The sequence below is a fragment of the Oligoflexus sp. genome (genome assembly GCF_035638955.1).
GTDB lineage: Bacteria > Bdellovibrionota_B > Oligoflexia > Oligoflexales > Oligoflexaceae > Oligoflexus.
In genome coordinates, this window is the sequence record NZ_DASQYZ010000098.1 from 36,805 (window position 1) to 52,558 (window position 15,754).

At 53.0% G+C, this 15,754-nt stretch carries 17 protein-coding genes; 12 read left to right on the plus strand and 5 right to left on the minus strand.

The window, feature by feature from the left end; translation table 11 throughout:
* Nucleotides 1-338: 338 nt before the first annotated feature.
* Nucleotides 339-1,643: a hypothetical protein gene (locus tag VE954_RS09270; RefSeq protein ID WP_324951948.1), complete on the plus strand. Its 1,305-nt coding sequence runs from the start codon at nucleotides 339-341 to the stop codon at nucleotides 1,641-1,643.
* Between the two features lie 3 nt (nucleotides 1,644-1,646).
* On the opposite strand, the gene VE954_RS09275 is transcribed toward VE954_RS09270, so the two are convergent.
* The gene (locus VE954_RS09275) at nucleotides 1,647-2,111 is read right to left on the minus strand and encodes a hypothetical protein (RefSeq protein WP_324951950.1); all 465 of its coding nucleotides are present in this window, start codon (nucleotides 2,109-2,111) and stop codon (nucleotides 1,647-1,649) included.
* Between the two features lie 643 nt (nucleotides 2,112-2,754).
* Here VE954_RS09275 and VE954_RS09280 point away from each other — a divergent pair.
* The 9 genes from VE954_RS09280 to VE954_RS09320 all read left to right on the plus strand — a co-directional run bounded on the left by VE954_RS09280 (nucleotide 2,755) and on the right by VE954_RS09320 (nucleotide 9,906).
* On the plus strand, nucleotides 2,755-3,828 hold the full coding sequence (locus VE954_RS09280) for a PilT/PilU family type 4a pilus ATPase (RefSeq protein ID WP_324951951.1): 1,074 nt from the start codon (nucleotides 2,755-2,757) through the stop codon (nucleotides 3,826-3,828).
* A 50-nt stretch (nucleotides 3,829-3,878) separates the two neighbouring features.
* Nucleotides 3,879-4,319 (plus strand): hypothetical protein, encoded by a 441-nt coding sequence (locus VE954_RS09285; RefSeq protein ID WP_324951953.1) that lies wholly within the window; start codon nucleotides 3,879-3,881, stop codon nucleotides 4,317-4,319.
* A 6-nt stretch (nucleotides 4,320-4,325) separates the two neighbouring features.
* Entirely contained in the window at nucleotides 4,326-4,691 is a 366-nt protein-coding gene (locus VE954_RS09290; RefSeq protein ID WP_324951955.1) for a hypothetical protein, read from the plus strand.
* Between the two features lie 6 nt (nucleotides 4,692-4,697).
* Nucleotides 4,698-5,024 carry a hypothetical protein gene (locus tag VE954_RS09295; RefSeq protein WP_324951957.1) on the plus strand — a complete coding sequence of 109 codons (327 nt, stop codon included), beginning with the start codon at nucleotides 4,698-4,700 and terminating at the stop codon, nucleotides 5,022-5,024.
* 6 nt (nucleotides 5,025-5,030) lie between these two features.
* On the plus strand, nucleotides 5,031-5,336 hold the full coding sequence (locus VE954_RS09300) for a hypothetical protein (RefSeq protein ID WP_324951959.1): 306 nt from the start codon (nucleotides 5,031-5,033) through the stop codon (nucleotides 5,334-5,336).
* 148 nt (nucleotides 5,337-5,484) lie between these two features.
* Nucleotides 5,485-6,399, plus strand: coding sequence for a M23 family metallopeptidase (locus tag VE954_RS09305; RefSeq protein ID WP_324951961.1), 915 nt, complete (start codon nucleotides 5,485-5,487; stop codon nucleotides 6,397-6,399).
* Entirely contained in the window at nucleotides 6,396-7,004 is a 609-nt protein-coding gene (locus VE954_RS09310; RefSeq protein ID WP_324951963.1) for a hypothetical protein, read from the plus strand. The genes VE954_RS09305 and VE954_RS09310 overlap by 4 nt, the downstream gene beginning before the upstream one ends.
* A gap of 80 nt (nucleotides 7,005-7,084) precedes the next feature.
* On the plus strand, nucleotides 7,085-7,417 hold the full coding sequence (locus VE954_RS09315; protein WP_324951965.1) for a hypothetical protein: 333 nt from the start codon (nucleotides 7,085-7,087) through the stop codon (nucleotides 7,415-7,417).
* Nucleotides 7,312-9,906, plus strand: coding sequence for an Hpt domain-containing protein (locus VE954_RS09320; RefSeq protein ID WP_324951967.1), 2,595 nt, complete (start codon nucleotides 7,312-7,314; stop codon nucleotides 9,904-9,906). The genes VE954_RS09315 and VE954_RS09320 overlap by 106 nt, the downstream gene beginning before the upstream one ends.
* Before the next feature lie 30 nt (nucleotides 9,907-9,936).
* Here the strand turns inward: VE954_RS09320 and VE954_RS09325 are convergent, their stop codons facing one another.
* Both VE954_RS09325 and VE954_RS09330 read right to left on the minus strand, forming a co-directional pair.
* Entirely contained in the window at nucleotides 9,937-11,064 is a 1,128-nt protein-coding gene (locus VE954_RS09325; RefSeq protein ID WP_324951969.1) for an endonuclease/exonuclease/phosphatase family protein, read from the minus strand.
* Nucleotides 11,065-11,148: 84 nt separating this feature from the next.
* Nucleotides 11,149-12,792, minus strand: coding sequence for a glycerol-3-phosphate dehydrogenase/oxidase (locus VE954_RS09330; RefSeq protein ID WP_324951971.1), 1,644 nt, complete (start codon nucleotides 12,790-12,792; stop codon nucleotides 11,149-11,151).
* Between the two features lie 253 nt (nucleotides 12,793-13,045).
* On the opposite strand from VE954_RS09330, the gene VE954_RS09335 reads away from it, so the two are divergent.
* Together VE954_RS09335 and VE954_RS09340 are read left to right on the plus strand one after the other, a co-directional pair.
* Nucleotides 13,046-13,408, plus strand: coding sequence for a PilZ domain-containing protein (locus VE954_RS09335; protein WP_324951973.1), 363 nt, complete (start codon nucleotides 13,046-13,048; stop codon nucleotides 13,406-13,408).
* A gap of 8 nt (nucleotides 13,409-13,416) precedes the next feature.
* Nucleotides 13,417-14,085: a hypothetical protein gene (locus VE954_RS09340; RefSeq protein WP_324951975.1), complete on the plus strand. Its 669-nt coding sequence runs from the start codon at nucleotides 13,417-13,419 to the stop codon at nucleotides 14,083-14,085.
* A gap of 10 nt (nucleotides 14,086-14,095) precedes the next feature.
* Here the strand turns inward: VE954_RS09340 and VE954_RS09345 are convergent, their stop codons facing one another.
* Both VE954_RS09345 and VE954_RS09350 read right to left on the minus strand, forming a co-directional pair.
* On the minus strand, nucleotides 14,096-14,995 hold the full coding sequence (locus VE954_RS09345; RefSeq protein ID WP_324951977.1) for a hypothetical protein: 900 nt from the start codon (nucleotides 14,993-14,995) through the stop codon (nucleotides 14,096-14,098).
* 241 nt (nucleotides 14,996-15,236) lie between these two features.
* Nucleotides 15,237-15,644, minus strand: coding sequence for a hypothetical protein (locus VE954_RS09350; protein ID WP_324951979.1), 408 nt, complete (start codon nucleotides 15,642-15,644; stop codon nucleotides 15,237-15,239).
* Nucleotides 15,645-15,754 lie beyond the last annotated feature (110 nt).

Genomic DNA, 15,754 nt, shown 5'->3' on the forward strand with positions numbered 1-15,754 from the left:
CGTCCAACCCCTGAGTATGATCGAGGTTGGACCTCTCAGCACCCTGATCCACCAAAAGAAGATCTCCAAAAAAACACCTAACAAAACAGGCGATCCCAGGCAGAAGGCCCGTTTCCCGGCCGCCGATGCCTCCCTGCTACATTTTATCAAGCAGTATTCTCATGCAGAAACAGCAAGTTATGGATCAGGGGACTTCCACCTCTTCCTGGCCTGACACTTTTTTGAAGAGCCCCCATCTGAGCTAACTGACGAAGATCGTATGCTCGCCCCCGATGGCCTTCGGTTTGCAATAGCTTTCCTATGCAAGCATTCAAGTGACGCAACAGGGAGGCCCGAACATGGCTAGCAAGTGGTCTTTGGATTTATTGAATAAGGCCTGCACGGCGGTTGAGGAGGAAAAATCCCGTGCTATGACCGCTCATGATCCAAAACTCGTCCTGGAGGAGTTTCTGCAAAAAGTTATGGATGAACCTCGTGACGAGGATCCCGTCCATGATGCTTACCGGGTTTACTACGGTATCGCCTGCATTGCGATGCTGGCCGATTCACCTGCTTCATCGCATGCTCTGGTCCCTAAACTGGAACGCATCATCAAAGGTCTTTTGCTCCGCAACAAGGTCAAGCCCCGCAAGAGTCAGCTGGGTCATGTCTATCGTCAGGTCGCAGAAATTCTGGGCTACTATTATTGCCAGAAAGGTGACCTCGATACAGCCATCTGGGAAGTTTCCATCGGTCATACGCTGGCGCAAGGCAGCAGCCAGAAGCCAGGCGAAATCAGTCAGTTCACTTACGCGCATCTGGCTTTGAACAATGGTTCAGCCATGCTTTCCTGTTCGCTCTTTCGCCAGATGAAGGAAGGTACCAACAGCAAATTTTGGTATCAGGTCGCTCTGGTGGGTGAAATCAAGTCCCTCCGGTTGGCCAGCCAGAGGGCGCCTATCCCGGCCTTGCTTGAGGAACTCAATGCTCAGCCGATTCATCCACGCGTGAAAGAACATGTGGAATGGGAAAATTTCATAAATGAAGTGCCGCCTGATCCGGATGCCTGGATTCGAGTCCAGGACGAGGACACCATGCGTCCTTCCCTGGCTGTGCGGCTTGCGCTTTGGCTTTATGCCCAGGCGAATCCTACCGCCCATCTCGATACGATTAAAAAACTGCGCAAGCATCGCAGCTTTTTCAAAAAGCTGGTGCTTGATCAAAAAACCAAAATAGCAATCCGCGCCTGGGAAGTGATCGACTCGCTGTATGATATTTCGATTCCATTTGAAGTGCGTCTGCGTCACGCCAGCAGCGTGATGGAAATGATTGGCAACATGTATATCGACGCGCGCTGCATGACACTGGTCGCCTTGCATCGCTGGGTGATGCGCAACAGCCAAAATCATCTGAGTGTTATGGTCGAAGAGGAGTATCGATCCATAAGTCTGCGCCTGAGCCAGGGCATGCATTCGGATGTGTTGAATCTGTTGGAAAACCCCTCCAAGGGACGCCGCATGATGCAGGATATGTTTCCCGTGGCCTATACGGTCGACGCCCCGACGCCTTCAGTATCCCGGTCGGTCGGACTTCAGGCGGAACTCGCGCTGACGGATGAAGCGATCGAGCGTGTTCCGCAGATAAGTCTGAGCTGGGGAGCCTGATCCTTAGTAACTCACGCCCAAGGGACGGTTGCTTTCCAGGAGTAACCGCGTCTGCCTCAGGGCCGGGTCCTTGCTATTCTGTGGCACAAGCTGCAGACTGTTCAGATTCTTAAAGGCATAGATCACGAAACTGCCAGGCCGAACGTCGAGATATTTCACCCGCGACTGATAAAGATCAAAAATGGCCAGCTTCACGGGCTTGGTCGAACCACCTTGATTGATCGCGGTGATTTTCAAGATCTGCTTCCGATCCGTAGCGGACACCTGAACTTTGATGTTCAAAGGCACAATCGTGGAAGCCGGATGCGGCAGGACCACGGATGCGCCCTTGGGCAGCTGCATGATATCAAAATGTTCAGCCTGCTCAGGCGTCACAGGTCCCGCATCATCACCGCTTACAAGATTGTCGTCCTGGGCCCAAACCATGGACGCCCCACCCAGGCTGAAAAGAACGATCAGCTGTTTCATCACCCCATCCATGTATGAATTGCTCTCTCTCCATTTTAAAGGCAGTTGCCGCCCCTGTAAAACTGGCAAACCCTGCCCGGAACGCTTTAGCCCGTTATTCCCGTGGCTTGAGACGGGAAATCAAAATCACTTTGGCATTTCTACCCAAAGGCTGGTGCTTCAGGCCAGCCAAGGGTTTGGCCAAGCCATGAACAACACTGCGCTCTTTTCTCAGGGTCCACAGAGTCCTAAAAGAATTTTGGCGAAGGCCGAAGCCTTGGTTGAGACTTCACAACAGTGGACATGAATGAACGTGTTAATCACAGTAAAAAAGCTTGAAATAGCCGATTTTTCTGGCCTTGGTCAGACGATGAAGCTGTTGAATATTGCCGATGGGCTTCGGGGTTTCCTCTCGATGACTCATCCAGAATTTTCCCCGGTTGGGCTGCGATTTTCGCAACCTATCACTTTTTTGCAGTCGGTGATCCCACCAGCTGCATACGTTCGGCTGAACCCTAGCACGTTTAGAGAACTTTCTGTGCAACGGCCAGCATTCCGTTCGTCAAAACCGGAGTCCCATCGGCAATTCCGTCCTCCTGCAATTGGCGTCTGAGGCAGCTATAATTTTAGCAAAGCCTCTTTATTATATTGGGTCGAGCTGAACATGAACCTCGAGAAGATTCTTAAAGTTGCTGTCCGCGGTGGAGCCAGCGATATCATCCTGAAGCCCGGGGTGATGCCTCGTTTCCGCTTTCAGGGTGAAATATTGAATCTTGCCGATGGAGAAATCATCACACCCCAGATGATGATGGCCTGGATCGGGACCCTGGTTCCGCAGCATATGAAGCACCGCCTGCAGCAACTCGAAGACCTCGACTTTGCGTATGCCAGCCCTTTGGGCAATCGCTTCCGTGTCAACCTTTTCCGCCAAAAACAAAGCTACGCGATGATCCTCCGGGTCATCAATAATCATATTCGGACCATGGAAGAACTGCAGCTACCCCAGGTCATGCATACCTTTGCCGAAGAACGCCGCGGTCTGGTCCTGGTGACCGGCGCCACGGGGAGCGGTAAATCCACGACCCTGGCTTCCATCATTGAAAAAATCAATACCGCGCGGGCCTCGCATATCCTGACCATCGAGGACCCGATCGAATTTGTCTTTACCGAAAAGCGCTCGACCATCAATCAAAGGGAAATCGGCGTGGACGCCGAAAGCTTCGCCTCGGCGCTACGCAGTGCCCTGCGGCAGAATCCTGATGTGATCCTGGTGGGCGAGTTACGCGATAAGGAAACGACGGAAACCGCACTGATGGCGGCCGAAACCGGTCACCTGGTTCTTTCCACGCTCCATACCATGGACGCTACCGAAAGCATCACGAGGCTCCTTTCCTATTTTCCACCGCATCAGCATCCATCTTTGAAAATAATGCTTTCACAGACCCTGAAAGCCATCGTGTCCCAGCGCCTTGTCCCCCGCAAGGATAACAAGGGCATGGTCCCGGCCATTGAAATCCTGATCGCCAATGAGCTGGTCAAGGAAAACATCCAAAAAGGCGAGGATTTTAACCTCCTGAAGGATGCCATCCGCAACAGCCGCAATACCTACGGAATGCAAAGCTTCGACCATTCCCTCCTTACGCTGTTCAAGACCGGCGTGATCACCCAGGAAGAAGCTTTGGAGCATGCCTCCAATCGCAAGGACTTGGAACTGGCCCTGCAAGGTTTCGAAAGTTGATTCCTGCTCCCATCTCTTCTATCCTAAATAAATAAATTTGAGGATCACACATGGCGAGATCATATCTCCTGGCCGCACTTTGTCTTTTTTGGAACAGTGGCTGCGCGGTGCTCTATAAAGTCCAGCTGAGCGATATGGAAAGCTCCGCGCGAGGTCGCCCCGTCAGCATCAAGGTCAGCGAAAACACTGTGGACTTTGGTGAAGTGGCCTCGATTGCCAAGGGTCTCGGCCGTTCCGCAGGCTCACGCGGCATGCAGAATGTGGGGAAAGCAGCGGAAGCCTATCAAACCCTGTTCCAGTTCGGACCTCGCACCGGCGCCCCGGTTTATAACGAATTCTATGCCCGGGAAATCCCCGAGCGCTTGGCCGCGGAATGCAAAAATGGATACCTGACCAACGTCATGTCGATTCGTGAATCGCGCGAATATCCCGTGGTCAAAGGCCAGATTGTTCGCATTGATGCCCTCTGTATGCAACCCCAGGGAAAGTGAGATCACATGAAACGCCTGCTCCTCCTCTGTGCCTTGATCAGCTTGAGCTTAAGCGGCTGCACCTATACGATGGCCGTATCCCAGACCAATATTCCGGCCCAGCGCAGCAAGGTTGTGGAGGCCAGTGTTTCCAAATTCATGATCCTGGGTCTTAACTTTGATAATGACTACGCTTTACAGCTGAGCACACAATTGAAAGAACGCTGCCCCCAGGGTGATGTCCGTGGGGTCACCACGCACGACACGGTCACGCTGTATTTTTTAGCCTTCTTTTGGTCGCGCGACATCAAAGCTCAGGGTTATTGCCAGCCGCATCGAGCGACAGCGTCCCTGGAACCCGAATGGGGCGACGTTGCCTCGTCACAGGAGTGAAAATTGATGAAGTTCCTTATTCCCGCTCTGCTTGGCTCGACCCTTTTCCAGGGCTGCATGTCAGTGTCTTCGATTTCAATCAGTCAGATCCCAGCGGCAGCGGCCCGCAAACACAAGGTCATCAGCTCGGCTTCGAACCTTGTCCTGATAGCCATTCCTTTCGGAAATTCCTTTGTCGATCGGGCTCGCGAGGATTTGGAGCGTCAATGTCCGGATGGGTCGATTGAAGGCATTCAAAGCAAGCACCAGAATACGGACTATTTCCTGGGTCTGGCTGTCACCCAGGAAGTGGTCATGCAAGGATACTGTCTCAGCCGCCGAAAAAAAGGATAAATTCCCATGAAAATAGTTTTGACGTTCTGCATGGTGCTCCTCTCAGGATGCGCTCATTCCATTCATCAGGTTTACGTGAGTGCTCAGGACTCGCAGTCGGCGGGTCAGGGGCAGTGGGTGACAGCGGATGCCAGCGACTTTGTTATTCTGGGATTTCAGACGAACACGGGTTATGTGGAAGCGGCCTATCGGGAATTGGAAAACAAATGTTCCGGACGTCTGGCCCAGGTCACGACCGAGCATTTGACCAGTTTCAAGCTGCTTTCGTATGATCAAAAAGTGGTGCTGAAGGGGCTCTGTTTGAAGTCTTAGGACTGGCCGACCGCCAGAGCCAATGCAATATTGAGCGCCGCAACGGACACAGGCTCCACCGGCAATTTTCCTGTTTGCTTCCGCTTCATTTCAACCTATATCACCCCTGAGGCGCTTGTCTGAACAGCGCACGGTCAAGGGGTGATATATGCCGCAAAAAATCTACAACCTCTTATTTCTATTGATTCTGCTATCCTGCGGCGACTCCAGTCGTGAGTCGGATGCCGAGGAAACGGCTGACAGCTACTTCTGCCCTACCCCATTTCTCTTCAATCCTGGCAGCAAACTATGCGAATCCGACACAGAGGCCCTGGGTCCTTTCCCGGGCGCCATGACATCCAAATGCATCGAACTTGGAGGGGGTGAGAGTTGCCAAACGGCGCGTTGGACCCTTTCCATCGCTCGCACGGCCCGAGGCAACAGTGGCTGTCCTCCGGGCACGACCCTGCACAATAATCTTTGCAAGGAGGGTCCGCATGCTTATGGACCGTTCACCCCCATGCATGTCAGCGCTTGCCGCGCGCGCGGGGGAGGCCTCACCTGTGACAGCATGCGCTGGGATTTTGATTTCGCGCTGCAAACCCGGCCGCCTGATGCTTTTACTTTTCCATTCGGTGGGCCGGCACTCGCCAGCTACACCGAGCCGCCTCGAAGTTTTGGATCCTGTCGTGATAACTGCACGAGGCGTCACGCGGCCGCCGATCTCTATGCAACAACTGGCACTTTGGTGCACGCTGTCGGTGATGGTGAAATCATCGATTTCTACGAGTTTTATCTCGGCACCTATGCATTGGTCATCGATCACGGGGATTTTATTGTTCGCTATGGAGAGGTCACCCAGAACCTGGCGCCCGGCATTCGTGTAGGAGTCCGGGTTCAACGCGGACAAGGCATAGCCTACGTGGGCCGTTTGATTGGATTGGATCAGGATATGCTGCATTTCGAGCGTTTCGCGGGTTGGGCTCAAGGGCCTTTGACCGTTTATGACGACTCGCCTTATCAAAGACGCCAGGATTTGGTGGATCCAACAGCTGATTTGATTGCTTGGAAATATCCGCGATGAAAAAACTGGCCTGCATTCTCCTGCTCTTCATGGTCGCAATCTTGTTTTGGCTAAGGCCCAAGGTTTCTGAACCGGGTGAAGTGAAACTTCTGGCTCCCGAGGTTCCGCCTGAATCCATGGCCTCGGATGCAAGGGCAACTCAACGTGCGGCCCCTGGGCCCGTTGTCGCGCACTCTTCATCGGTGGATATCGTGTGGCTGGAACTCCTGCTCGAAGAGCACCCCACCCCTCAAAAGATAGAAGCCTTGGCTCACGAGCAACGCCTATCCGTCGCGCAAACGATCCAAGGCCACCCGAAGTCAGGCCAGCGTTTGGAGATGCGATGGGGGTCTTCTCCGGCTACAACCGCGGTTTTTGATATTCTGGGCCAGGATAAGTATGCCCTGAGCGCCGTCCGTAGCCTGTATCCAGCCGACACCTCGTGGGAGAATTTGAAAGCCGGACTCAAAGACAAGATCAAGCGCCCCATTCAGCATGAAGATGACAAAAGCCTGATCTTTGCCAGCAACGCTCAGGGCCTCACGGTCTGGCTGGCCCGAAACGAGGACGGCACGTTCAAGGTTGCTGCGGAGTTTGGGGCTCATACCCATGAATCACCGCGGTAGCCTTCGGAAATTATGCGTGGGCCGGCAGCTTTCGTTTCTGAGAGGCGCTATACTAGAGTTTTGCCTTGCCAGGAGGTGCTGTGAAGCCAGAATCCAAGCCTTACAGAAAATGGCTCCTTGGTCTGCTCGCATGGTTTCAGGTCCTGGTGTTCGTCCAACCAGCTTCCGCAGATACGGCGAATCCGGCCTGCTTCTCCTGTCAAATTGAAATCAAATCGCTGGTGCGTCCGACCAACCTGCAAGGGCTTTGGCTCTTTACCCGCGATGATGCCCCGACCAATGCAAAACCCGGATTGGATACCAGCGAATGGGTGACAGTACCTACACCGGGCCCTGGAACGCAGCCTATCGCGACGGGAAAAACTTTACTGTCGGCTGGTATCGAGGAGAATTCCACTTCGCCCCGTCGCTGATCGGCAAGGAAGCTGTTTTCTTCGTGGATGCCTACATGTCACGCCTTCAGGTTTTTCAGGATGGAACCCGGATTTTTCATCGGCATGGACGTGACTCCTTTCAGAAATATTTTTCCATCCAGCCGGTTCCGGTCCGTTTCAAGATCACGCAGCCGCATCACGTGATCAGCTTCCGCATCGAGACTATGCTGATGACCGGAGTCTACCAATCGCCGTTTCAACTCCGCGCTTACAAGGCCTATGATCCGGTCATTAATTTCTTTGAAATTTTTTGCGGCGAGATGCGCTATATCTTTGCTTACATCTTTTTCTGGACCGGGCTGTTTTTTCTTTTGCTGTATTTTTACACCCGTTATTCCCTTTATTTGATTTCGGGATTGACGGGTCTTGGAGTCTTCCCGTTTTATGCCCTGCCTAACGATATCAACTTTAAATTCTTTCAACCCGAAGTCCTGATGCTGCTCCACTATCCAGGTATAGGATTCATGGCTTTAGGCTTCTTTTGGTTTGCACGATTTTTTTATAAGACCAGCTTAAAGGTTTCAATCTTCTATTCGGTGGTCATTGGCCTTTATGCCTGCGCATTTATTTACCTGGCCTTTGACATGCACCTGGCATTCTTTCAGGTGGCGAGAAAGTCACTTTTCCTCATTGCCTACTGGATCTGGTCGCACGGGACCATCCTCTGCTTCAAAGCGTATCGTACGGACAAACGCATAGGTCTCGGCGTGGTAGGTTTTACCTTGCTCTGGTTTTCTTCAGGACATGACCTCCTGCTGGCGCTCGGCTACATTAAATCGTTCAGTTTGATCTTTATTGGAACGTTTACGGCGACCAGCTCCGTGATGCTGATTACCTCCCGCATCTTCGCTCAGGTCTTTCAACACAATCGTCGTCTGGTGCGGGATCTGGCTCGGATCAACGAAAACCTTGAAGCCACTGTTTCCCACCGGACGCGCGACCTGCAGGAGAAAACCCGGGAGATTTCGTCGATTCTTGATAGTCTGCCGCAGGGCGTTATCGAGGCTGACGCTGAGCTGAAGATCGTACGGAATTTTTCCCGAGCCTCGTCCATCCTGGCCGAACCCAATTTGGAAGGCGCCCCCATCCTGGATGTCCTCTGCCGCGGGAGCGACCTCAGTCTGGACGCGTTCGAGATGGCCAAGTCCGTCCTCTTCATGGCGGCTGGTGAAGACGCGCTCCATTTTGAAGTGAATCAGGGCAATCTTCCTCGGGAAATTCTAAGAACCTGCGGGACCGTGGTGAAGTCGCTGGCTCTCGCTTGGACCACGATTAATGACGAAAACAAAAGGGTCGTGTGCATCCTGGTTACGATAACCGATATTTCAGAAAAGAAAGCCATCGAAAGAGAATTCTCGTTACTCCGCGTTAAAAATCAGGTCATCGACTCGCTGATCCAAAATAGCGACTCCCGTATTTTGCATGTCGTTCAGGAATCCCTGCATAGAATTCGCGAGTCCTGGTCGGGCGAGGAATTGAATCGAGCGCAACAGGAGCAGCTGTATCGGGCTCTTCATACGCTCAAGGGCAATGCACGAATGTATGGCTTGATTGATATTTCCAATCAATGCCATACCGCGGAATCATCCCTGCAAAAATTCAAGAACGATCCGAGGGCGATTCATTTCGAATCGCTGCGCATCGACCTCCAGAGCCTTATGGATTCGCTTCATGCCCTTGAAACTTTTATCCAGGACATTTCGCAGAATTTTACTCCGAGTCAGGCCCGCGATGCGGTGTCCTTCAATCGACCGCTCTATGAATTCATCCAGAGCGAGATGCGATCCAGAACGGATCCTAATGACCTCAGACACCTTTTCAAACAGATGCATTACCAGCCTGCGATGAGCTATTTTATGGATCTTGAACAACGCTTTGCGCCCCTGGCTGTGGCTTTAAACAAGCCGCCCCTGCGTTTTGTCATCAGAATCACCAAGGGGCTCTATCTGGATCCTGAGCTGGCTCAATCCCTATTCGACATGCTGGGTCACCTGATTCGGAATAGTGTGGATCGCGGCTTTGAATCCGCCGAGGAAAGGAGTCGGCTGCATAAATCGCCATCCGGACAGATCCTGATCCAACTCGAACCGGCAGGCCAGACGCTGGCTTTTCTCTATGCTGATGATGGAGCAGGTCTGGATCTGAACACGATTCGGAGCAAAGCCGCTCAGAAAGGCCTTTGTGCTCCTGATGAAAACGATAGGGAAAGAATCCTCGCCTGTCTTTTCATGCCCAATTTTTCGACTCGCCATCACGTGACATCCACGTCAGGCCGAGGGGTAGGCCTGGATGTGGTGCGGCATGAACTTGAAAAATGGCAGGGACAGTTGCAATGGATGAATCTTGAAGGAAGTGCTGGCAGCCAAAGCCGGATTCCGTTCCAAATATCGCTGTATTTTCCGGCCTCCCGGGCCGTGGTTGTGCCTGAATCTCCAGCAGCTTCCCTGGCGCCACCTCAGGCGTCCTAGCCACGCCCGCCGCTGTGTTTCAATCAGGGTTCACGGATTCGAGGCGGGTCGTTCCGCTTTCAGCTTCATCAGCATCGGAAAATGATCGGACACACCTCGCATGTTGCCCTTGCTATCAAGGATGAATCGCAAGGGGACACCGGTCATCTTCTTTTGAAAATAGTTTTCGTTGACGACCTTGATGGACTCGGGATCCATTTTCCATGCATAGCGGCCCGGTGCCGTCCCATTTTTCAAAACGGTGATGGCATCAAGGAACGACCATTCTTTTTCATGTTCCAGGTAATAGGAACCCTGACAGGATTGACAACCTACCAGATGGGACACAAACCAATCCTTGGCCAGAAGGTCCTGATAAAGGGCCTTTTCTTCTCTTCGGTTGATATTAAAGTCACCAGCAGCGACCACCACCTGGGATTGGACAGCCGTGCGTTTCGCAGCCTCATTGAGAACCGCCAGCGCTTCCAGTCGATGGGCCGTGGGATGAAAACCCGCAGGAAAGTGAACCGCGAATGCGCTGAGTCGATCACCGCCGGGAAGCTTGAAATCAGCCTGTAAAATACTGCGACTGGTGCGTTCCAAAGTAGAAGCCGGATCATCCACCTTGGATAGCTTAACAGGATGCAACGTCGGCTCGCCATCGAGAGGCATGCGGCTCAAAAATGCCGCATCAATGCCACGCTCATCCGGACCTTCGAGGAGCACTGCGGGCAGATACTGGGCATCTTTTAAATAGTCCTGGCGCAGGCGTTCGAGGATTTTGATATTCTCAACCTCGACCAGAAACAGAATATCCGGCCCCTTGCCATTGTTCTGGCTCAGGATGACCTTGGCGACCCGCTGCAGTTTTTCCCGAAGCAGATCCTCGTTCCAGTCTCTGGAAATGCATTCTTTGTAATATTTTTCCTTGATGCTGGATTCCTTACAGGCCTGCTTCACCTGATCTGTCTTCAGGCTCAAAGGCAGAAAGGTCCAGTCGTTCTTGCCGTCGTCATGGACGGTATCAAACAGATTTTCAACATTATAGGACATGATGGTAATCGGTTCGGGGAGAGCGCCGGCCACAGGTTCGGCCGAGCCGCCCGTGACACAGGCTTGCAGAAGGGGGAGTAATCCGCTCAACGCCAGCGAGATAGATCCATGGCTACGAGTGCGCATGAGGCTCCTTTCAGCCCAGGGTCCTGAAAATGAGCCTCCATCATAGCAGAAAACCGTATGGCGCAAGCCTTCGATTTACGCTGTCTAAGCACGTGATTGCTGGAGTTTGGCCTGTTCTTTGCTGAAATAGGCTTTCCAACGCGTCTCCATATCGGGTCCGAACAGGATCCTGGCAGCTTTTTTCAATCCAGCACTCTGCTCCAAAACCTCGTATCGGACGACCAGGCTGAGGCGGGTGCGGCGACGCAGAAAATCCTCCAGGTCCACAATCAGTTCATGATCCGCCATGTGGGCGACTTCAGCCATAAGCACAGGGGCATCCGCCACCACGGGCTCGGCCAGCGAGGGGTCAGCCTTGATGCGTTCGGCAATACCCAAGGCATCATCCCCATAAAGACGCCAGAGCCGGTCACTGGATCGACCCTCGCCCATCCATTCCCGATCGGTCCAATGGAGCGTCGACAGCAGTTGGCGGTACTGCTGCTCAATCGCAGGGTCCCCTTCTCCATACCAGATGGTCCGCTGCGCTTCAGGCAGGCCCAGACCACGAACTTCGTCCACCAATTCGCGACCGATATTCAAGCAGTCGGTGAGTTTGCCACCGAAAATGCTGATATGCGCATCCTGGCGGCTGCATTCCAAAATATGTTTGCGGGAAAGGTTGATCCATTCCTCTTGATCGAAATCACCAGCATTGCCGCGAATCACCAGGGGTCTGACACCGCACCGTTCGGCAATCACATCAGCCATGGTCAGAGGCTTGGGCAGTTTCAACCGCTTGTTGATATTCTCGAGAATAAACTGGCGATCGGCATCGGTCACCTGCGCCGGCAGCTCGGTGACCCGCGTATCGGTCGTTCCAATGCAGGAGCATGAGCCCATCGGGATCACGAAGAAGAGCCGACCGTCATCGGCAAAGAAAGTGAGAACTCTTTCGCTCTTATTCAGACGCGGCACGATCAGATGCACGCCCTTCGAGAAAATATGCTGATGCACCGTGCCGATGCCACAGGCTTGATTGAATCGATCGGCAAAGGGTCCTCCGGCGTTGATCAGCACGCGGGCTCGAACCGGAAAAATTTCGCTGGTCCCCGCGTCCATGCATTCGATCGACCAGAGCCCATCAGCCTCGCGGCGGCCGGCTTTGGCTTCGATATAATTCAGGACCGCGGCACCGGCCCGCAGACCACGCCGAATAAAATGAAAGACAAAACGGGCATCATTGTCTTTGAGAAAGCAGTCGGAATACTCAAGACCGCCCTGGCTTTTCTCCGTCGACACCAGGGGTTCATCGCGTTCGATGGTGGCGCGTGACAGCAGCCGAGGTGGTCTCGTTTTAAAGCGGCCCATAAACCAATAGAGCAGGCTGCCCAAAAACACCAGAATACGCGGTTTGCGAAAGCCACGCTCCAGGTTGGTGAAAAACCGCAGCTCCTGGACCTCATGCGGGTAGCGACGCATAAGTTCATTGCGAGACCGGCATAGGTCCCAGACCAGGGAAAATTCGTAGCCTTCCAGATATTTGATGCCGCCCCAAACCAGGTTGGACGATTCCTGGGACGTGCTGGAGGCAAAGTCTTTTTTCTCGATCAGGGCGACCTTGTAGCCCGCCGCGCTGAGAGCCGCAACCGCCACCGCTCCATTGATACCGCCACCGATAATCGCCACATCGAATGTCTCTGTTTTGAGTCGCTGGCGTATGGCTTGTCTTTGACTCTCACCCTTCATAAGCAGGTCCAACCTCCGCGGTATTCAGCCTTGGGCATTCGTTAAAGTCGATTGCAAAGTAACGCGTTACCAGCACCTTGCAAAGGCCTTTCCACGAGGAAAAGCCCGACAGCAGACCAGGATGTTCGCTGACCGCAACAGGCTCTTCTTTAGTGTAACGTATGTGAGCTGATCCCGTCAGGACGGCCCCACAATTGACGGCCCCGCCAAACTACGTCACAATTTTAGTAGATCATGGGCATACGGATGTGAAATGACCGATAAACCGGAAAAACCGAGTCGTAACTATTTTCGCCTGGAATATCCCAAGGACGCCCGCCCCTATATCGCCATCGGCAAGGGCAAGTTCCCGGTGATCAATTTAAGCGAAAAAGGTGTGAAGTTCTTTTTCGACGCCAAGCGTTCCACGTTTGTTTTGGATGCCGAAGCTGACTTCGAGGCGATCATTGTTTTTCAAGACAGTGGTCGCACCCAGGTCACCGGAAAAATCCTTCGCATCGATGGCGACGCCGTGGTCCTCGAACTTTCCGAAGGTGTCCCGCTCCAGAGAATCATGACGGAACAGCGAATTCTACTCAACAAATTCGGGAATCTGAAACGCCCGTTCGAAGACTAGGAAACACCATGGCTGTTCCCCCCAAACGCTTTGCAAGCTTGTCCCAGTTCTGGCTGCCCTCACTGCTGTTTGTGCTCAGTGTGGTATCGATCCTATTCACCCTGCGGAATGATGATATTCCGGTGATTGGCCCGACCACGGAGCGGCCGCTGCTCGATACCTCAGACCTCGATTCCCATCGGCATGAAATCGAACAGGCTTTGCAGGGTTCGAGTTCCTGGCAAATATGGTGCGAAAAGCAACAGGACGCTGTGGCTTCGGTTCGCGTGGCCCATTTCGATCAGAATCCTGAGGATGCGCGCTGGACGGATTTAAGGCGTCATATGCCGCAACGCGAGCAGGACGCCTTGCTGCGTTGCCAAAACGCGGTTCGCACGGTCGGCGGTCCTATGCATGCCTGCCTGTTTTTGACAGCCAACGATAAGAAGAAATCTCCGGGTCTGCATTTGGTTGAGCTGACGTTGGAATTGCGGGCTCAGGGTCGGAAGAAAGTTTATAGCTGTGCTGAGGCTTTGAAATCGGATCAACCGGTGGAGCTGGCGGCCTGGTATACGTATTCGTGGACTTCCAATGCGAACAAAAAACCCCTGCGTTTTGAGCGTTTAACAGGGGGAACACGAATATTCCCCCCTCTTGCGCAAAATGCTGAGCGGTCGACTGCAAGCAGTCAACCTTAAGAATCCGAACTTATTCGAAGCTGCTTGAGGTCAGGAAAGGCTTGAACCAGCAGGTGGGACGGGTTCCCAGGGTCATGCCTTCGGACTGGTTACAGGTATATTGAACCGCATCCTGCTCACCTTCCTTGCCATTGCGCTTGCTGCCCAGATCTTTAGCTGGAATGATGCGCGCATCCCAATCCTTGCCGCAAAGTGCGCCTGCTGCATAAGTGTCCAGACGGCACTGGCCAGCTGGGTGAGCATTGTTGGTGGATTTAACAGCCGACTTGTCAGGGGTCGACCACGAGGCTTTGGTTCCGCCCAAAGACGACAGGAGATCCGCCAAGGATTTTCCACCCGCCATCATACGATAGCAAAGGTTACGATCATTTGAAGAAGTCCAGGCTTTGTCACACATCGCCTTGGGAATCGCATCGACTTCAGCCGCGAAGCGAGCGTTTACTTCGTCCTGGCCACTCCACAGGAGGCGACCGCAGGCGAGGGTAGCGAAATAATCAGACTGGCCTTCGTTGGCTGCCCAGGCGGAACTGAACGGATAGCCGCCCAGGTGATGACCGATTTCATGGCAAAGAACCAAGGCAAAACCATCGCGGGTGACTTCGGGACGACGGGCGAGACCGCCGTACATATTTACCTGCCACGTGGTGCCCAGCTGCATGGCACTGGCGTTGACAGTCGAATCACTCCAAAGGCGGTTTACCTTCAGTTTGGCACCGAAGCCCTGGAAAACCTGGTTATAAGTCGCTTCGGCCTCGTCGATGGCGTCATTAAATTCGTCCTGGGTAATTCCAGAAGCGCGGAGCAGACCATCTTCCTTCCAGAGATCGTTCTCCGGCAAAAAGTCAGCCCTGGCTACCGAAGCCGTAAGGACAAGTCCAGCAAAAGCCGTTGAAGTGATTCGTGCAAGCATCTTCTTACCTTTGTTTTTTCTAAGGTTATTTATTGTTTATAGAATAATTGGTCGGCTGGCCAACACAATTTCGGAAAACTAAAGTTTTTGACTTACGAAAATTGACTGAATTGTTTTAGGTGCATCAATGGTTACAAGCAGCCAGGGCGCGTTTGCTGGCTACCCTATTGGGAGGATTTACTTGAGACATGGTTTTATGCTGAGGTGACGGAGTTTTAAGCACCAACGCCCGAATGACTCATCAAACGCGAGTACTTCGACGAGCAGGAGGCGCAGGTTTTTTGGAAGCCTTGTTAAACAGGTCCTGAAGGACTGTCGCCTTTTCCGCCGTCAAAAGAGGCAGACCCGCCGCATCTTCCACAGCAATGCCAAGTTGAACGCAGCTGCACGCGAAAGCCAGCCAGTCGAGATCCTTGGCGGCCCGAGCCCGTGGTTCCATATAGACCACCTTTTGAATCTGCCCACTCCTGAGCAGAGCCAGAGCTCCAGCGAGCTCGTCACGATCAATGCCCTCGGCCTGTAAAAAATCGGGCGTCCAGCGTATTTTGTCGGCGCTGAGATTCTGATTTTTTTGCCAGGTGCGCAGTGTGGTCCAAAGCGCAGGATCCGATATTTTTTCTCCTGGCAGATAGCAAAGAGTTTGGGCCATGTCCTATCCTTCTTCCAAATTCTTACGTGTTGAAAGTCTCTCCTGTCCGGGCTTTTGGATCAAGAGCGTCTGAAAGGCCCCGGTAAGGATGCAAAAAGCGCAGCTTTCTT